This window comes from Maribellus maritimus, from assembly GCF_022267315.1.
GTDB classification, from domain to species: Bacteria; Bacteroidota; Bacteroidia; order Bacteroidales; family Prolixibacteraceae; genus Draconibacterium; species Draconibacterium maritimum.
The window spans coordinates 491,077-510,519 of sequence record NZ_JAIKLE010000001.1; the positions used below are offsets into that span (position 1 = coordinate 491,077).

Below are 19,443 nucleotides of genomic sequence, written 5' to 3' on the forward strand. Positions count from 1 at the left end.
TCAAACATTTCGTTCAATGTAACGAACAATGCTTTTGGCGATGTCTTTTCCGGTTGCGGACTCGATACCTTCCAAACCCGGCGACGAATTTACCTCCAGAATAAGGGGCCCGTGGTCTGACTGTAACATATCAACACCGCAAATGCCAAGCCCCATTACACGCGCAGCTTTTAGAGCAGCATTTTCTTCATCCTCCGAAAGTTCAATAATCTCGGCCGACCCTCCACGGTGCAGATTGGATCGGAATTCACCTTTTTTTGCCTGGCGTTTCATTGCTCCAACCACAACACCGTCAACAACAAACGCTCTGATATCAGCACCTTTAGCTTCTTTTACAAATTCCTGAACAATTACCCTTGCCTTTAAACCATTAAAAGCTTCCAGCACCGATTCGGCTGCATTATCTGTTTCAGCTAAAACCACACCAAGTCCTTGTGTTCCTTCAAGCAGTTTGATAACCACCGGTGTCCCTCCCGCTCCTTTTATAATGTCTTTTACATTTTTTGAGTAATTGGTAAAAACAGTTTTTGGCAAACCTAAACCGGCACGCGACAATATTTGAAAACTCCGCAGTTTATCGCGTGACCGAACGAGAGCCTGCGACTCCACAGCAGTAAACACCTTCATCATTTCAAACTGGCGAACCACTGCTGTCCCGTAAAATGTGACTGATGCCCCAATTCGCGGAATCACAGCATCAACATTTTCCAGCTTTGCCCCTTTGTAACTAATAACCGGGTTCTTTTTTTCAATGATTAAATCGCATTTGGTGTGGTCCACCACCACCATTTCATGTTTTCGTTTTTCTCCCGCCTGAACCAATCGTTTTGTTGAATATAAATGTGGATTTCTTGATAGTATCACAATCTTCATCTGTCTGCTTTTTTCGGTAATTTAATTTCTATCTTCTCTCTCTTTTGGGAAAGATTTTTTTTTGACGTATCGATAATAAATTTTTTTGACAGAAATTTCCGGCCCAATAAAACCGGATGTTTCATATCTTGTCTTTCCGTCAACGTTAATTCTATTGGATAAACATTTTCAAATATTTTTATGTCAGTAATTATGGAATACCTTTCTTCCACCATGCCGTTTGAACTTTTTACACGACGTGTTTTATGAACCGGAAAACAAAATTCTTTTTCGTGGTACATTTCATGGTCCGGATCCAGAAAATTACATTTTACCCAGTCTTCTCCCTCTTTTTCAATGCACGAAATTTTATGGCAATGAAAACTGGATGTATATGCTCCCGAGTCCACTTTCACTTCAATGCCAAACAAACCAAGTTTTTCGAAGTCGGCAATATCTTTCCTGCCAATTACGATTTTTTTTACAAACACAAGCTGTTCTTATAAAAATTCAAAAAACATCTTTCCAATCATCAGATAAATAAGCAACCCGCAAATGTCGTTCATTGTGGTAATGAAAGGTCCTGTTGCCAATGCGGGATCTATTTTTAAACGATGCAATATTAATGGAATTGTAGTTCCAAAAAACGACGCGAATATAATTACAATAAATAAAGAAATAGACACAGAAAAAGTAAGGTTCATATTCCCCTGCGTAAAATAATTGTAGACAAAAATAAGTATTGCAAAAATAGAAGCGGTTAATAAGGCCACAGAAATCTCCTTCATTAACTTTTTAGACGTTGATTCGATATCTTTCACCCCGCTGGCAATGCTTTGCACCACAATCGAGGACGACTGGACTCCCACATTTCCTGCCATCGCAGCAATTAAGGGTATAAAAAAAGCCAGTTCGGTGACTTTACTCAATGCATCTTCATGGCTTCCTAAAACAAGTGCTCCCATAATCCCACCAAGCAGTCCGATTAACAACCAGGGAAAACGTGCCCGCAATAATTCCCAAACCTTATCGCCCGGTTCAACATCACCGGTAATACCCGATACCATTTGGTAATCTTTCTCGGCTTCTTCACGCACAAAATCAATGACATCGTCAAAGGTAATCCGGCCTTTCAATCGACCAATTTCATCAACCACAGGAATCGCAACCAAGTCGTATTTATCCATAATTTCCGCTACTTCTTCCTGCCGGGTACTGGTATCAACCATTTTTACATCCGGATTATAGATATTCGAAATTTTTGTATTTGTGTTGTTCAGAATAAGCTTTTTGAGTGAAAGAACACCCTTCAGTTTTTCGGTATCGTCAACCACATAAATATAGTAGATTTCATCTACCTCCTCGGCCTGCCTGCTAATTTCTTTTAAACAGGTAGCAACGGTCCAGTTTGCATTTACCACCACCAGCTCTTTTGCCATAATCCCGCCGGCAGAGTCTTCTTCATATTCCAAAAGGTCAACAATATCGCCAGCCTGCTCAATATCCTCAATCTCGTTTAAAACCTCTTTTTTTACATCATCATCCAAAGCTGCAACAACATCCGCCGCATCATCAGAATCCATGTATTCGATAAACTTACTTGCAATAAACTCGGGTGGCAATACCTTCAGGAATCTTCGCCGGTCATTTTCGGGAATTTCAACCAAAACATCAGAAGCCTTTTCTCCATCAAGAAGCAAATAGATGTATTTGGCTTCGTCCATGTTCAAATCATCCATTACCTCTGCTATGTCAGCGGGGTGGAGTTCATCCATCAGCTGTTGCAATTCTTTCTTGTTGTCGTTTTCAACAAGTTCTTTGATGTGATCTATATATTCTCTTGAAATTTCAAATTGCATGTCCTGTCTTTTTGATTTGATTTTCAATTCCGCGAGTTAATTCAATGTAGTCATTAACAGAGAGCTGCTCAGGTCTTTTCTCAGCGTATTCAGCCGGAAGATCAGTACAAATTTCCTTCAGAGAGTTCCGAAGCATTTTCCGCCGTTGGTTGAAAGCCGCTTTTACTACTTTAAAAAAAAGCTTCTCATCACAGGGCAAATCGGTCCGGTCGTTACGCACCAAACGAATTACCGCCGATTTTACTTTTGGTGGGGGAGTAAAAACCTGTTCGGAAACCGTAAAAAGATATTCTATCTGATAAAAAGTTTGAAGCAATACGCTCAATATTCCATAGGTTTTATTTCCATGGCCCGCGTTAATTCTTTCGGCTACTTCTTTCTGAATCATTCCGACAACCTCGGGGATCCGGTTTCTGAATTCAAGAACCCGAAAAAATATTTGAGAAGAAATGTTGTAGGGAAAATTCCCTATGACACAAAATTTTCCTTCGAAAAGACCAGGAAAATTAAATTTCAAAAAATCTTCAGAATAAATATGATTTTCCAGCGCCGGAAAATTTTGATGTAAATACTCAACCGATTCCTTGTCTATTTCTACAACATGAATATTAAGTTCAGGACGTTCAAGCAAAAACTGTGTCAGCACTCCCATCCCCGGTCCTACTTCCAATACATTGGATTCGGTAGTCCCCAGGCTGTCAACAATTTTACGTGCAATATTTTGATCTTTCAAAAAATGCTGACCAAGTTTCTTTTTGGGTCTTACAATATTCATTACTCCCCGCCTCGTCCATTTCTGTTATAACCTTATATTTTTTATCGAAATTAATAAAACAAATTTATATTTTTGTTCGCTACGAATAGTTGCAGCCTTTTTAATTTCGCATCCCGAAAGTAATAAAAATTTAGGGATTATTATTTTGAAACCGGTTTGCACCCAAAAAAACTACAGATTGAAAAAAATTGTACTTAACGTATTAAAGTTTCTGGCCTTTTTTGCTGTTGGCGCATTTATTTTCTGGCTTATTTATAAAGATCAAGATATTGAACGAATTAAATCGGTACTAAAAAACGATGTAAATTATCTTTGGGTTATCATCTCTCTTTTTATCGGGCTGCTTAGTCATATAAGCCGCACTTTAAGATGGGGATTGATGATTGAGCCCATTGGACATAAGCCAAGGTTTGTAAATACTTTCCTGGCAGTTATGGTAGGGTATCTGATGAACATGGCGATACCCCGAATGGGAGAAATATCGAGATGTGGGGTGTTATCACGTTATGAAAAACTTTCGTTTACAAAACTGATAGGGACTGTCGTTGCGGAAAGAGCGGTTGACATGGTTTCTCTTTTAGTACTGCTGGCAATTGTCATTTTTTCGCAATTTGGCGAAATGTTGAGCTTTCTTCATAACAATCCAGGCATTGAAGAAAAGCTTGGTTCAATTATTTCATCTCCATATTTAATTGGTGGACTGGTCGTTTTGATTGTTCTTATGTATATTTTCAGAAAAGCATTTAAACACACGGTGGTTTTCACCAAACTTATAGAAATCATTAATAATTTTAAAGAAGGATTTATTTCTATTGGTTCAATAAAAAGAAAAGGCTGGTTCTTTTTTCATTCGTTTTTTATTTGGGCCATGTATTATTTGATGTTGTATGTGGTTTTTTTCGCGTTCGATTTTACAAGCGATTTAAATCCGATTGCCGGCTTAACCACTTTTGTTCTGGCGAGTTTCGGGATGGTGGCACCGGTGCAGGGAGGAATCGGAGCATGGCATTTTATGGCCAAAGAAGCACTTTCGCTTTACGGCATTGCCAATGAAAACGGAATTATTTTTGCGTTTGTGGCCCACTCTTCAATGACACTGATGATTATTATCATTGGTATAATTTCGTTGCTTGTTTTACCGTTTATAAACAGAAGAAACGATGTGGAACCGGCAGGTGCCTGATTTCTGAATTCAGAATTTCCAAAATTTAAAACTTTTTCGGATGAATACCGAACTATTTATCGCTCGCAAATTATTTTTCGACAAAAGCAATAAAAAATATTTGTCGCACAAGATAATACGGATTGCCCTATTTGGCATTGCACTCGGGCTAGCGGTAATGATAGTTTCGGTGGCGGTAGTTACCGGGTTCAAAAACGAAATCAGAAGTAAGATAGTTGGTTTTGGTTCGCATATTCAAATCATTAATTTCGATTCCAACAATTCATATGAAACAAAACCAATTTCAAAAAACCAGGCTTTTGTCCCCGAAATAAAAAAAATTAAAGGAATCAACCGTGTAGATGTTTATGCGACAAAACCCGGAATGATAAAAACCGACGAATACTTGCAGGGAATTGTTTTTAAGGGTGTTGACAAAGATTACAACTGGGCCTTCTTCAAAAAAAACCTGATTGAAGGTCGCATTCCTGCGTTGAATGATTCGGCGAGGGTAAATGAAATTATTTTGTCGGAGCAGGTTTTACAGCTGCTGCACTTAAAGTTAAACGAAGATGTATTTATCTATTTTTTAAACGAAGATGAAAACCTCCCCAGAATCTTACAACTTAAGGTTTGCGGTATTTATCGTACTGGTCTGGAAGAATTTGACAATGTTTTTATTCTTGGCGATTTAAAACACATTCAACGTTTAAATGACTGGCAGAACGACCAGGTAAGTGGCTTTGAAATTACTGTTGACAATTTTTTCAGTACCGAAGAAATTGAACAGCGGGTAAGAAACCAGGTAATCAGCTACAGTGAAGAAAATTCGACGATTTTGCGCACACTCAACATTACACGCGAATATCCGCAAATATTTGATTGGCTTTCTGTTATTGACATGAATGTATGGGTGATTCTGATTCTATTGAGCGTAGTTGCCGGTTTTAATATGATATCGGGATTACTGGTTTTAATCCTGGAGCGAATAAATATGATTGGCATTTTGAAAGCACTCGGAAGCCCGAACTGGTCGGTCCGAAAAGTTTTCTTATACCTCTCTTTCTTTCTAACCGGCAGTGGTATGCTTTGGGGAAATATAATCGCGATTGCAATTATTGTCATTCAAAAAGTCTTTCATGTTGTAAAACTGGATCCTGCAATGTATTATGTTGATGTAGCGCCAGTTAATTTTTCCATTCTCCATATTCTTATTTTAAACCTGGCAAGTATCACCATTACGATATTAATGCTCGTAATTCCGAGTTTCCTTATCAGCAAAATCTCACCTGAGAAAGCAATCCGATTTGATTAAATGTTAAAACAGGTCTGTCATTATCTGGTTCAAAATTAGTAGCCGGGAAGAAAAACTTCATCTGGAAGAATTAGAAAAAAGAGGAGAACCAACATTTTTTTGGATCCTGAACAAATCACCTGTCTGTCAACAAAATAAAAACAAAAATCAAAAAAATGTATTAAAAACGTTAACAAACAGACCGGTGCTTTTTTACATTTTACACACCCGCATTAACACTTCATACACCAAGCAAAAACATTTTCTCACATGTATTCTTCTCCAGGTCCATACTTTTAGAATTAATTTATTATGAATTTCCGGAAATGGAATTTTCATCGCAGCTAAATTGTAAGAATTGAGAGAACTAATAATCTAATTAAACTTTTACGTATGAAAAAAAATTTAATAATCATCGTTCTCCTTCTTTTGTTCTTTGTATTTGGATGTGACAAAAAAAAGGAAGAAATTATTCCTCCTGAAGAATTTGTTGCTGAACTTTCTGTTGCTCCGCTATCGTTTGATTTTACAAAAGAAGGCGGCACAAAAACCTTTTCAATAGCATCAAATACGACCTGGAATATTAATTCTTCTTCAACGTGGTGCCGCCCCTCTATTCAAACCACTAAAGGAAATGCATCAGTTACCATTACTGCCGATGCGAACGAACTGGAAGAGGAAAGAAATACCACTTTTACAATAACGGCTTTAAATGTTGACGATATTACAATTTCAATTTCACAGGAGGCTGGTGAGCCGGAAATACACCTGCCTGAATATATTGAACCTGATAATACGGGAATGGAAAGTGATGCAAAAACCATTGCATCAAAAATATATCTGGGCTGGAACTTAGGAAATACGCTTGAAGCGATTGGAGGCGAAACAGTCTGGGGAAATCCACAGGCAAGCGCCGACTTAATTTTAGCTGTAAAAGCAGCCGGTTTTAATGCCGTCCGCATCCCATGCTCGTGGGATCAATACCTGGAAGAGCAAACAACATACAAAATACAGGAATCCTGGCTTACACGTGTAAAAGAAGTAGTGGACTACTGTATTGAAAACGATATGTTCGCTATTTTAAATATTCACTGGGATGGCGGCTGGATGGAAAATAACTGCACACCCGAAAAACAAAATGAGGTAAACCAAAAGCTGGAAACGATCTGGAAACAAATTGCGATTTATTTTCGGGATTATGACGAGCATTTGCTTTTTGCAGGAGCAAATGAACCGAACGCCGAAAATCAGGTGCAAGTAGACGTACTTGCTGCATATATGCAAACCTTTGTTGATATTGTCCGTGCTACAGGTGGAAAAAATGCTTACCGGAATCTTGTTGTTCAGACTCCCTTTACCGACATTGACAAAGCCGACACATATATGACAATTCCATCGGATAATACAGACAACAGACTACTCGCAGAAGTACATTATTATACTCCATGGCAGTTTTGCGGGCTAACCGAAGATGCCGGCTGGGGCGACGTTTACTATTTCTGGGGAGCCCCTTACCACCTCGAAGGTGCTGAAGGTCGTTATCCCGACTGGAATTGTGAAGAAGACTATTTAGTGGCGCAGTTCCAAAAGATGAAAACTAAATTCGTAGATAACGGAATACCAGTCATTTTAGGAGAATTTGGAGCAATACACCGCACATTCCCCTATAACCAGCTTTGGCAGGAAAAACACGATGAGTCACTGGCCTATTTTTATAAGAATGTAGTGGAAAAAGCAAAAAATAATGGATTGGTTCCTTTTTTCTGGGACAACGGTAGCGGTATTTTTAACAGAGAAACAAATCTAATAAGTGATCAACAATCATACACCGGCTTGATAGAGGGGGCCAGTGCCGGAATCTACCCATTTTGAAAAACAGAACCATTAAAAATACCAAAAAATAAATAAGAACAGAGAAACATCGTATTTCACAATCTAATAAAAACGAACCGATGAAGCATATTTTGACAGTTATTCTAATAGCATTTATAAGTATTTCGTGCTCAAAAAGAAACTGGGAAGCAGGCAGCAACGGCATAATTTTATATCCTTCTGGTGCAAAAACAAATGCGGCAAAAGCTATCCTTGTTTCACCTGTTGACGAAGAAATCATAAAAATTTCAGCTTCAGCAACAAGAACGTTTAGTACCGAGAAAAGCCTGGTTGTTTTACCCGATACAAAACCGGTTGAATTTGAGGTAAAAGAAGAAAAAGATAAACTGATTGTTTCAACTTCAAAAACAAAAATTAAAATTTCAAAAACAACAGGAGAAATACAATTCTCAGACGAGAACGAAAATCTTCTTCTTGAGGAAAAACAAGGCGGAGGGAAAAGCTTAAAAGAAATTGAAGTTGACGGAATAAAAGGATACATTGTTCAACAGGTTTTTGAATCATCGAAAGACGAAGCTATTTACGGTCTGGGGCAGCACCAGGCCGATGAAATAAACTACAAGGGAAAAAACGAAGAGCTGTTTCAGTACAACACGAAAGTATCGGTTCCATTTATCGTTTCAACAAAAAACTACGGACTACTTTGGGATAATTATTCATTTTCACGCTTTGGTGATCCGCGCCCCTACGGTCAAATAAATCAGTTCAAACTCTTTAATGCTAATGGCAACGAAGGGAGCTTAACAGCAACTTATATCAACAACACCGATAACGACCATATTTTTATAACGCGTGATGAATCAACGATAGATTATGAAAACCTGGAAACAATAGAAAAATTCCCGGAAGGATTTGACTTTAACCATGCCAAAATTACCTGGGAAGGAGAACTCCAGCCAGAAGAATCAGGCATTTTCCGTTTTCTTTTGTATTACGCAGGTTATACAAAAATATGGATCGACGGCCAGTTAATGGCAGATAAGTGGCGGACCGCCTGGAATCCTTCGGTAGCAAAATTTCAGTGGAATATGAAAGCCGGGAAAAGATACAAGTTAAAACTGGAATGGATTCCGGATGGAGGAGTTTCATATATTGGATTAAAAGCACTCTCACCGCTTCCTGCAAACCAACAGGATGATATTTCTTTCTCTTCTGAAATGGGGAATCAAATCGATTACTATTTTATGAAAGGAAATTCAATCGACGAGGTTATCAGCAAATACAGAAAGCTGACAGGCAAGGCACAGGTGATGCCCAAATGGGCAATGGGATTCTGGCAGAGCCGCGAAAGATACAAAACCCAGGATGAACTGATCAATACCTTAAAAGAATTCAGGAAAAGACATATTCCGATAGACAACATTGTGCAGGACTGGTCGTACTGGCCAGTTGACAAATGGGGAAGTCACGAATTTGAGAAAACTCGTTTTCCCGATCCTGTAGGAATGATTAAATCAATACACGACAACAACGCAAAGATTTTAATTTCGGTATGGCCAAAATTTTATGTAGGAACAGAACATTATAACGAATTTGAAAAAAAAGGGTGGATATATAAACAAGCCGTTAAGGACAGCATTCGCGACTGGATTTACCCGGGTTATCTTGGTTCGTTTTATGATGCGTACAACGAAGAAGCCCGTAAACTTTTCTGGGAACAGATTGATGAACATTTATATGAAAAAGGGATTGATGCATGGTGGCTCGATGCAACAGAACCCGATATTTTATCGAACGCCAGCGTAGAATACCGCAAACAACTAATGAATCCAACGGCGCTCGGCCCATCAACAAAGTACTTTAATGCTTTTGCGTTGATGAATGCCAAAGGAATTTACGAAGGCCAGCGTGAAAAAAATCCAAACGACCGGGTATTTATTTTAACCCGTTCAGGATTTGCCGGCATGCAACGTTACGGAACGACCACCTGGAGCGGAGATATAGGAACATGCTGGGAAGATTTAAAAGCACAAATTCCGGCAGGTATTAACTTTTCGATGTCGGGGCTTCCCTACTGGACCATGGATATTGGAGGCTTTAGCGTTCAGAAAAAATTTGAACAAGCTACAGAAGGTTCAAAGGAAATGGATGAATGGCGGGAATTAAACACACGCTGGTACCAGTTTGGCGCTTTTGTTCCTTTATTCAGGGTACACGGACAGTTTCCGTACCGTGAAATCTGGAACCTGGCACCTGAAAGTCACCCGGCTTACAAATCAATGCTGTATTACAACAAATTGCGCTACCGGCTTATGCCTTACATTTACAGCTTAACAGGTGCTGTTTATCACAACGACTACACTATTATGCGCGGTTTGGCCATGGACTTTCCGTTTGACAAAAGAGTACAAAACATAGGCGATGAGTACATGTTTGGCCCTTCACTTTTGGTTTGCCCGGTGTACGAATACAAGGCAAGAAAACGGGATGTATATTTTCCAAATAACGGCGGTTGGTTTAATTTGTATACCGGCGAATATTATGCAGGAGGACAGAAAGTAAACACAGAAGCCCCTTACGAAAGGATGCCCCTGTTTGTGCGAGAGGGTTCAATTATTCCGGTTGGCCCGGAGATTGAATATACAAGTCAGAAAAAAGATGCACCGATTGACATATACGTCTATGCAGGACAAGATGCCTCATTTAATTTATACGAAGATGAAGGAACCAATTACGACTACGAAAAAGGCGAATTCAGCACCATCAGTTTTGACTATTCTGAAAAGGAAAAAGTCCTGACCATTCTTTCACGCGAAGGTAAATTTGACAGTATGATTCCCACGCGAGTCTTCAGAATAAAAGTAATTACCCGTAACAAGCCACTTCCTTTCCTCTCTGAAGACGGAGTAGCTGAAACAGTGACATATAAAGGGAAAGAGATAAAAATACAACTATTGTAATGTTTGTTTAGCAAGTTAGATACAAACGGGAGACGTGAAAGTAATTTCCAGTTTCCCGTTTTTTTTACATTTTTGTTTTGTTGGACAGGATTAATACAAAATTCTTGTATCTTTTGGATGTTAAGACCTTGATGATGATTCTAATTTCAGCAAAAACAAAAATAAATATTGTATTTCAGGTTATTCTGCTTACTATCATTTGCTGTTTTCCGGTTGCTGCTGACGAAGGCCATGCAGGAGAACAGTATAAGTTTATGCATACTGACCTAAACGACGGGCTTTCCAACAATCAGGTAAGAGCGATTCTGAGAGACAGCAGGGGGTTTATGTGGTTTGGGACCGACCGTGGATTAAACCGTTTTGACGGAACCAATTTTAAAATCTATCTGAACAATTTATACGACTCTACATCCATTCCTTTTAATAGTATTGATTTTCTTTTTGAAGACATTGATCAGAATATTTGGATTCGCTCACTCCAGAACTTTGTTATTTATGATCCTAAAAGTGAATCGTTTAAAAGAGCCGGAAATTATTATAAAAATACATCAATTCCATTAAACACTTTACAAAATCTGTTTAAAGACAGCGCTGGCAATATGTGGTTTGTAAATAGAGACTTCGGGCTTTATAAATATTCACCAAAAAGCGAAAAAACAGATTCAATTCCGTATCCGCCCCCCCCCGAAAAGGCCGGAAGTAATAATTATCTTTATGGCATTGATGAAGATTCGCAGGGAAATCTCTGGGTTATTTCAAACTCAGGAGTAGTTCAAAAGATTACTCCAAGTAACTTTCAAATTCTTGAAGAATTCGAACTGGATAAATGGCTGACAAGTGAAATTTACAGTTTCAGTTTGTTTGTTGACAGCGATGACGATGTCTGGATTTGTTCCCCCGGTAGTCCGAATGGTGTTTTTCATATCAGTTCTTCGGCTAATCAAATTCAAAACTATACAAATTCCTCTTATCCCATTCGCTTAAATAATAACCTCGTTTCATCGGTTGAAGAGGACGAAAACGGGAAAATCTGGCTGGCGACAGATCATGGTGGTATTAACATTGTTGATAAAAAACGCCAATCGGTTTCTTACATTGTAAATAACCGTAATGATCGATACAGCATCAGTCAAAACAGTGTTACCTGCCTCTTTAAAGATTCCGAAGAAATTATTTGGGCCGGAACATATAAAAAAGGGTTAAGTTACTATCATAATAATCTGATTCGGTTTGAACATGTTGGTCATATTCCCTCTGACCCAAACAGTCTGCCATACAACGACGTGAACTGTTTTGCAGAAGATAGTAAAGGAAATTTATGGATTGGGACAAACGGCGGAGGTCTTATATATTTTGACCGGCAAAACAATTCATACAAAACATTCACATACGATCCCGGTAACCCGGAAAGTATCAGCAACAATGTTATCGTTTCACTTTTTATCGATCGGGCCGGAATACTGTGGATAGGAACCTACTTTGGCGGGCTCAACCGTTTTGACGGGAAAAAGTTCAAAACATTCAGGCACGATCCTTCAAATCCGAGTTCGTTAGCTGATGACCGTATTTGGGAAATTTATGAAGACTCAAAACAAAATCTGTGGATTGGAACTTTAAACGGCGGCCTTGACTTATTCGACCGCGAAAAAACCGAATTCTATCATTATAATACAGAAGATATCAATTCAGTGGGATCCAATTTTGTTGTTTCTATAATTTAAGACTCGCAAAACAATCTTTGGCTTGGAACTTCCGATGGACTGGACAGACTTGACCTCGGAACAAAACGTTTTTATCATTATACTCCGGAGCCCGGAACGCATGGAAAATTGAGTGATAAAAATACAATTGACTTACTCGAAGACGGGCGTGGGTTTATATGGATAGCCACACACCAGGGAGTAAACGTTTTAGATAGAAATGAATCGCGTTTCAGAGTTTTTACCGAAAAAGACGGACTGGCAAGTTCCAACATCAAAACCATTCAGGAAGATCAACAAGGCAATATCTGGATATCGACCACAAATGGTATCTCAAAAATCTCGGTAGCAAATACGCAGCAACATCCTTCTCTCGACGAATTGAATATAAAAGTGAACAATTACAACATTCCGGATGGACTTCAGGGAAAAGAGTTTAACGAAAAGGCGGCATATAGAACACGTTCAGGAGAACTTATTTTTGGCGGGGCCAACGGTTTTAACCTGTTTATCCCGGAAAAAATAAAAGAACAAAATACCGAAAATAAAATTGTTCTCACTGAATTTAAAGTTTTTAATCAAAATGTTCCTGTTAACATACCGTTTAGAAATCGTATCATTCTTGAAAAATCAATTACCGAATATGACAAAATTACACTCCGGCACAACGAAAATGTTTTTTCTTTTGAATTTGCAGCACTAAACTTCTTTCACCCGGAAAAAAACAGTTTTGAGTACCGGCTTACAGGATTTAACGATGAATGGCTCCCGGTAGATGAACGTTTAAACGACATTACTTTTACCAACCTCAATGCCGGAGAATATGAGCTGGAAATCAGGGTAACAGAAGATGGAGATGAATGGACAGAAATGCAGCCTCCGTTAACAATTGAAATCCTTCCTCCTTTTTGGAAAAGCATTTATGCATTTGTTCTTTATTTTATACTCTTTGTAGCCCTGGTTCTTTTTTCGAGAAGAATAATGCTCGAACGTCACAGACTAAAATTTGAAGCCGAACAGGAACATCGGGAAGCGGAAAGAATACAGCAATTGGATGCTTTAAAAACCAGATTCTTTACCAATGTAAGCCATGAATTCAGAACCCCGCTTTCGTTGATAATTTTCCCCATCGAGAAACTAATTTCCCAAACTCATGATGAAAAAAACAGAAATCACCTGATATTGGTCCAGCGAAATGCACGAAGATTGCTAACCATGGTAAATCAACTGCTGGATTTTAGGAAAATGGAAGTTCAGAAACCGGAAGCCAAAAAAAATTGGGGTGATATGGTTAAATTTATCCGTGAGCTTAGTTTATCATTTGAAGATCTGGCTCAAAACAAACAAATTGAGTTCGACTTCAAATCCCAAACACCGGCGTTTTTCACTTTTTTTGATAAAGACAAAACCGATAAAATTATTACCAACCTTCTCTCAAATGCATTTAAATTTACCCCCGAAAAAGGCAAAGTAAATCTTGACATAGAAATACCGGACCAAAATACAGAATCGAAAACTGCTACCGTACAAATAACTGTAAAAGACACCGGAATAGGAATCGCCCCCGAACAGCAAACCCGTATTTTCGACCGCTTTTACCAAAACGATTTGCCCAATTCGATAACAAACCAGGGCAGTGGAATAGGGCTTTCCATGGTGAACGAGTATGTTACTATTTTGGGAGGTATAGTAAAAGTTGAAAGTATTGTTGGTAAAGGAAGTACATTTACAGTTCAATTGCCGGCTCAATTATTTTCCAAAGAAGAAATTGATTCTTATAGTACTCAAAATAAAAATCAGGTTACAGAAAGTAAAAAAGAGCCCACTCAAAGCACCTTACTGGAAGAGGATATTACACATAATCATGCAAAAAAAACAGTTCTACTTGTTGAAGACAACCCTGATTTTCGTTTTTATTTAAAAGACAACTTAAAAAAGCTGTATAATATTTTTGAGGCTGAAAATGGAGAGCAGGGATGGGAATTGACAGAAAGTAAGCTTCCCGACATGGTTGTAAGCGATATTATGATGCCGGTTATGGATGGGATCAGGCTTTGTACCACAATTAAAACCAACCGCAAAACCAAACATATTCCGGTAATTTTGCTTACTGCCAAAACTGAAACAGAACCAGTAGTTGAAGGTTTTGAATCAGGTGCTGACGGCTATATTTCGAAACCTTTTGATTTTCGGATTCTTGAATCGAGAATTGAAAATCTGATCAACACACGCGAACAACTCAGGTTGTCCTACCAGTCGATGATTGGTATTAATCCTGAAAAAATTGAAGTCAATTCGCAGGACGAGATATTTATAAAAAAGGCTCTCCAAACTATTGAAACATACATCTCAGACTCTTCTTTCACCGTTGAAGATTTGAGCAAAGAGTTGGGGATGAGCCGGGTAAGCTTGTACAAAAAAATGGTGGCACTAACCGATAAAACCCCCATTGAGTTTATTCGCACAATCAGGTTAAAAAGAGCCGCTGATCTTTTGCAATCGAGCCAGCTGACAGTTTCAGAAACAGCTTATCATGTAGGTTTTAACAGTCCACGTTACTTTTCAAAATATTTTGAAAAATTTTATGGAGAACTTCCTTCCGTGTACATTACAAAATACCGTCTTAAAAATATCAACATCTCCGACGACACCAAGAAAAAGTTTAGTTGATCCTGCAAGCGCTTTCCTTTACAACAATTTGAAACGACTCTCGTTTTGATTTTATGCTTTCAAAACAACTAAAAACAATTTATTTAAAAATCCATTTCTTATTTTTGCCCCATGGCATTTCAAAACGAAATAAAAAAAGCACTTCAAATTACACTTCCCGGTGAGTCATCGCATAAAAAGATGCTTCCCCCGAGCCGCAAACTGGTTGCTACACCCGAAAAACGAAACAAACTAAAACACAGCAGTGTTTTACTCGCTTTATATGTTGAAAACAGCAATTTATACGGGTGCCTGATAAAAAGACCAAAACACATGAAACACCACGCCGGTCAAATTGCACTGCCGGGAGGCCGAATTGAGAAAGGTGAAAATGCGGTTGAAACAGCCCTGCGCGAAACCTACGAAGAAATTGGAGTTCACCAAAATCAGATTGAAATACTCGGAATGCTTTCAGAGTTGTACGTTGAAGTGAGCGGTTTCCAGATTCAACCAATTGTTGGCTGGCTAAATAAAAAGCCGACTTTTAGCATTAACAAAGATGAGGTGGAAAAGATGGTTTTGCTTCCTATCTTGAAATATAAAAATCATTTTGAAAAGACGAGTATTAAAACCAATATAGGAGTTCTTGAAGTGCCCTGTATAAAATTTGACGGTGAAATCATTTGGGGAGCCACTGCCATGATTTTATCTGAATTTTATGATATAATGGACGATTTATCTTTTATTCAGGAATGACATTCAGGTAATGTTGATAATTATTAAGCACTTTAGAAACGTATAAGTAAGCTTCTTCCCCTCGGCAGTATCCCCAACGAACAACAGGATCTTTGTAGTATTTTTCCGCTGATTTGTTTCGAAGATAAAAATCAACATTGTCGTCCCAAATCTCGCTGTTTTTTTCATACTTACGGGCAAGTCTTTGTGCATCTTTTACATGTCCCAAACCCACGTTATACGACGCAAGTATAAATTTTATCCTCTCTGTTGAATCCCTTACTGATTCGCTTAACTGTTCATCCAGCCAGTCGAGTAAAAGAATACCTGCCTTAATATTTTGTTTAGGTCGTTCAAAATTCTCAACTCCTAATGAACGTGCCGTCGAAGGCATGATTTGCATTAATCCATATGCTCCCGCCCATGATTCAGCCTGCGCATTAAAACGCGATTCATGGTAAACAACTGAAGCTATTAAACGCCAGTCCCAACCGTATTCCTCTGAAAATTCTTTAATGTAATTATCATACTTTGAAATATTCCCCCCCGATATACTGTGAAAATCACTTCCCAATCGCTCCGCAGTTCGCGGACTTTCAAAATATTTGTGATATAAAACATGGTATTTTCTTGACCTTTTAAACTTCGAGATCCAGTTATCTAAATATTCTTTCCACTCTTTTGAGTCCTTTCTTACAGCCCAGGCAATGTTTTGCGGAAAACTTACTTTTAAAGAAACATCCAAATTGGGATAGTACATTTTATTCAACAAGGCAATGTTTTCATCGCAAACAGTATAATTAATTTCACCTTCAGCAACCAAAGCAATCAATTGTTCCACCCCGTAAACAGTATCCTGAACAATGTGAATATCTTCACCTATTTCTTCCGATAAATTTACCATTCTTCTGTAATAAGAGGTATTTTTCTGAACATGGATTTCTTTTCCGGCAAGTTCAAGAGTTGAATTCACATAAACCGAATCCAATTGATTTTCACGACTCCGCTGCACTAAAACCTGTCTGGTTTGTTCCAAAGGGACTGTGAAATCAACCAACGAATTTCGTTGTTTTGTCACGGTTAAATTTTTAGCAATTAAATCGAATCTTTTATTTTGAAGTCCGTTAAACGTTTCTGCCAAATTATTACTTACAACTATTTCAAGGTTCACCCCCAAATCAGAAGTTAATTGTTTTAATAATTCATATTTAAATCCCATGGGTTTTCCCCTGTATACAAAATAATTTGTTGAGTTATAGTCAACAACTGCACGTAATGTTCCGGTACTACTTATCCGCTCCAGGTCGTTTGACTCAGATTGGACAGTTTCCTTCTTTTTCTTTTCCCGGCTCGTATGGTTACAGGAGAATAAACAGAGAAAACAAACCAACAAAAAGAAAATTTTTACAGTTGATTTTTTATGTAGAAAAAAATACTTCATCAATCATAAAAAGACCAGGCAACTCCAAATCTGAACGTCATTCGATTCATCGGGTAATGAGGGGTAGTAAAATACTCCCTTTCTATGAAACTGGTCCCTATATTAATCATTTTAAAGAAAAAACGGGTTCTTTTCAGCCTTAAAGTGGCGTACGCATCAATATACGGAAAATTTCCTGTCTTTTTTTCATTTTGAAGGTAAAACAATCCTGTTGAAGGCTCATAGGCGTCGGAATAAAACGACGTATAATACCGGGTATCAACCCCCAATTGAGTGTATAATACCTTTGAGATAACAAACTGATAATAAGCGGAAACAAAAGCAGAAAAATCGGGCAGATGAATGTACTTCTCGTTTGATACCTTTTGATATAGCAAGCGGGTTCTGAGATGCAAATTACGTACGCTAAAATCTTTATCAATATAGGCCGCAATTACAAGTAATTCTTCATTTGTTTGTGCAGGAACCCCAAGGGTGTCATTGTAAATGTAATTGTTTATAAGGGCATAGTTAGCTCCAAATTCCAGCCTGTGTTTTGGCATTTCAAAACTACCTTCTATGGTCATACTTTGTTCCATATCCAAGTCATTATTCCACTTCGAATGGTTTGAATAGAACTCTTCCTGAAAATAATCCGGCACCGTATTCTCGATTGCTCCCCGAACTTTGAATGCCGCCAGTGAATCATTAAAAAGCCTTAATGGTTTTGAAATTATTCCTGATATTTCAGTTTGTCCGATATTCCTGCCAACCACATAAAATTTTCCTTCGGCATTCCATTGCCAAAAATCGCCTGTTTGCCTAAAAATACCTCCCCCGAGATATACATTAGAATATTTGCTAACCTGCGGTCGATTATAGACGTCAGGAATTGGTCCCGGATGTGTAACCTTAACAAATTCCTGCCCAATAAATGCCCGTTTCCCAAAACTCGTTTTTCTATCCGGGTTTTCGTATTGCTTTATTTGAAAGACATTTGAAATCTTATTGAACCGAATAGAATCTTTCACATAATCATCACCAAAATAAGTATTTGGGAAAAAGGTATTTGTTGTATCTTCTTCATCGGTAAACTGTTTATAGTGGCGTTGGTATTCAACAGAATACATCAAGCCTACAATTGGCTTAAAAATTTCTGAAGGAGGCACAGGAGCTCCCCCCTCTTCGTCTTCAGAAACAGGTTCCGGTGGAGGAATTGTATCTACTTTTATGTGTCTCCCAAACCGATATTCTCCCGTTGCAAAAAAATACGTGTTGGTAAACTTCGACCGGGTGCTGTTTAAGTTAACATTCAAATACTCTGTTTCTCTGTCACCCAGCAATAAACTGTCAGCCTCCAATCCTCCATTCTCACTGTTTTGAATACTGTTAGCTATAAATCCCGCGTGTATTTTTAATTCATCTTTGTTATAGTTCGAATAGAGCGATACCAAATTATTTTTACTATCCTGATAGTTATATTGACCATCAGAACGAGCCTGGTCATAACGGAATGTAAGATTTAAATATGGATTCACATTCTGAGTATGAAGTACGTTAAATCTTGCTTCACTTTTCCGGCTTTTATTCTCGCTCTGACTATAATCCAAAACCGTATAAGGAGTGCGGGTATTATAATATTTTAGTTTGGATGGTGTTAAAAGATAAGCTTCCCTGGTACGCAGGAAAAAAAAGTCAATATCTGTTTTTCGTTCGAAAAAATTATTATCCAAATAGGGCAAACCATAATTTCCAAGATAAGTTGCTGTTATAGAATTTTTATATACCGGATGATACAAACGAAAATCTTTCAGCATTGTATCTAATTTGCTTGAATCCTGAAAAGCTCCATAACCGGAAAGCTGCCACAATTTTATTTCAGGTTTAATTTCTTTTTGTGGTTTACTTGGCTGACTTTCTTCTTCATTCATAAATTCGCTGGGCCGCTGTGAGAACACAAGCACAGGTAAAAAAGCAATTATGATAAAAAGAAGATATTTATTTATCTGTTTTCTCATACAAACCAAGTAATTCGAGAACAAAACTAAAAAAAGCATCGATGTTAAACTGAAAACTTAGAAACTTTTCACGTTAATTAACAACATTTATACACAATAAAGCCCGTGCTCAAGTAAGAACACGGGCTTCAATAAATTTGGCAGCGACCTACTCTCCCACTTTTACGCAGTACCATCGGCGCTGGC

At 38.1% G+C, this 19,443-nt stretch carries 13 protein-coding genes; 7 read left to right on the forward strand and 6 right to left on the reverse strand.

Translation table 11 applies throughout. The features are described from left to right. The 4 genes from rimK to rsmA are packed head-to-tail and all read right to left on the reverse strand — an operon-like array spanning position 1 to position 3,486. Complete coding sequence (gene rimK, locus K5G00_RS02025; RefSeq protein ID WP_238763880.1) at positions 1-873, reverse strand: 30S ribosomal protein S6--L-glutamate ligase; 873 nt, start codon at positions 871-873, stop codon at positions 1-3. Then, a complete protein-coding gene (locus tag K5G00_RS02030) occupies positions 870-1,343 on the reverse strand; it encodes an ATP-dependent zinc protease family protein (RefSeq protein WP_238763882.1) in 474 nt (157 codons plus the stop codon). Before K5G00_RS02030 ends, rimK begins: the two co-directional genes overlap by 4 nt. Before the next feature lie 9 nt (positions 1,344-1,352). Further along, entirely contained in the window at positions 1,353-2,711 is a 1,359-nt protein-coding gene (gene mgtE / locus K5G00_RS02035) for a magnesium transporter (RefSeq protein ID WP_238763884.1), read from the reverse strand. Continuing rightward, positions 2,701-3,486: a 16S rRNA (adenine(1518)-N(6)/adenine(1519)-N(6))-dimethyltransferase RsmA gene (rsmA, locus tag K5G00_RS02040; RefSeq protein ID WP_238763886.1), complete on the reverse strand. Its 786-nt coding sequence runs from the start codon at positions 3,484-3,486 to the stop codon at positions 2,701-2,703. Before rsmA ends, mgtE begins: the two co-directional genes overlap by 11 nt. A 178-nt stretch (positions 3,487-3,664) precedes the next feature. On the opposite strand from rsmA, the gene K5G00_RS02045 reads away from it, so the two are divergent. From K5G00_RS02045 to K5G00_RS02075, 7 genes are all read left to right on the forward strand, one after another. Then, positions 3,665-4,669, forward strand: coding sequence for a lysylphosphatidylglycerol synthase transmembrane domain-containing protein (locus tag K5G00_RS02045; protein WP_238763888.1), 1,005 nt, complete (start codon positions 3,665-3,667; stop codon positions 4,667-4,669). Positions 4,670-4,709: 40 nt separating this feature from the next. Beyond that, a complete protein-coding gene (locus K5G00_RS02050) occupies positions 4,710-5,963 on the forward strand; it encodes an ABC transporter permease (protein ID WP_238763890.1) in 1,254 nt (417 codons plus the stop codon). 372 nt (positions 5,964-6,335) lie between these two features. Beyond that, positions 6,336-7,814 carry a cellulase family glycosylhydrolase gene (locus K5G00_RS02055; RefSeq protein ID WP_238763893.1) on the forward strand — a complete coding sequence of 493 codons (1,479 nt, stop codon included), beginning with the start codon at positions 6,336-6,338 and terminating at the stop codon, positions 7,812-7,814. An 80-nt stretch (positions 7,815-7,894) separates the two neighbouring features. Next, positions 7,895-10,735: a TIM-barrel domain-containing protein gene (locus K5G00_RS02060; protein WP_238763895.1), complete on the forward strand. Its 2,841-nt coding sequence runs from the start codon at positions 7,895-7,897 to the stop codon at positions 10,733-10,735. Positions 10,736-10,848: 113 nt separating this feature from the next. Next, positions 10,849-12,456 (forward strand): ligand-binding sensor domain-containing protein, encoded by a 1,608-nt coding sequence (locus K5G00_RS02065; protein ID WP_238763896.1) that lies wholly within the window; start codon positions 10,849-10,851, stop codon positions 12,454-12,456. A 108-nt stretch (positions 12,457-12,564) separates the two neighbouring features. Beyond that, on the forward strand, positions 12,565-15,105 hold the full coding sequence (locus K5G00_RS02070; protein WP_238763899.1) for a hybrid sensor histidine kinase/response regulator transcription factor: 2,541 nt from the start codon (positions 12,565-12,567) through the stop codon (positions 15,103-15,105). A 111-nt stretch (positions 15,106-15,216) separates the two neighbouring features. Beyond that, positions 15,217-15,840 carry an NUDIX hydrolase gene (locus K5G00_RS02075; protein ID WP_238763901.1) on the forward strand — a complete coding sequence of 208 codons (624 nt, stop codon included), beginning with the start codon at positions 15,217-15,219 and terminating at the stop codon, positions 15,838-15,840. On the opposite strand, the gene K5G00_RS02080 is transcribed toward K5G00_RS02075, so the two are convergent. Both K5G00_RS02080 and K5G00_RS02085 read right to left on the reverse strand, forming a co-directional pair. After that, positions 15,827-17,212: an MltF family protein gene (locus K5G00_RS02080; RefSeq protein ID WP_238763903.1), complete on the reverse strand. Its 1,386-nt coding sequence runs from the start codon at positions 17,210-17,212 to the stop codon at positions 15,827-15,829. The two genes, K5G00_RS02075 and K5G00_RS02080, sit on opposite strands and share 14 nt — an antisense overlap. A gap of 47 nt (positions 17,213-17,259) precedes the next feature. After that, positions 17,260-19,257: a putative porin gene (locus K5G00_RS02085; protein ID WP_238763905.1), complete on the reverse strand. Its 1,998-nt coding sequence runs from the start codon at positions 19,255-19,257 to the stop codon at positions 17,260-17,262. Positions 19,258-19,443: the final 186 nt, after the last annotated feature.

Bases quoted from the DNA above. Each gene is read 5' to 3' on its own strand.
- rimK (WP_238763880.1), bottom strand. From the start codon at position 873: ATGAAGATTGTGATACTATCAAGAAATCCACATTTATATTCAACAAAA.
- mgtE (WP_238763884.1), bottom strand. From the start codon at position 2,711: ATGCAATTTGAAATTTCAAGAGAATATATAGATCACATCAAAGAACTT.
- rsmA (WP_238763886.1), bottom strand. From the start codon at position 3,486: ATGAATATTGTAAGACCCAAAAAGAAACTTGGTCAGCATTTTTTGAAA.
- K5G00_RS02050 (WP_238763890.1), top strand. From the start codon at position 4,710: ATGAATACCGAACTATTTATCGCTCGCAAATTATTTTTCGACAAAAGC.
- K5G00_RS02055 (WP_238763893.1), top strand. From the start codon at position 6,336: ATGAAAAAAAATTTAATAATCATCGTTCTCCTTCTTTTGTTCTTTGTA.
- K5G00_RS02060 (WP_238763895.1), top strand. From the start codon at position 7,895: ATGAAGCATATTTTGACAGTTATTCTAATAGCATTTATAAGTATTTCG.
- K5G00_RS02075 (WP_238763901.1), top strand. From the start codon at position 15,217: ATGGCATTTCAAAACGAAATAAAAAAAGCACTTCAAATTACACTTCCC.
- K5G00_RS02085 (WP_238763905.1), bottom strand. From the start codon at position 19,257: ATGAGAAAACAGATAAATAAATATCTTCTTTTTATCATAATTGCTTTT.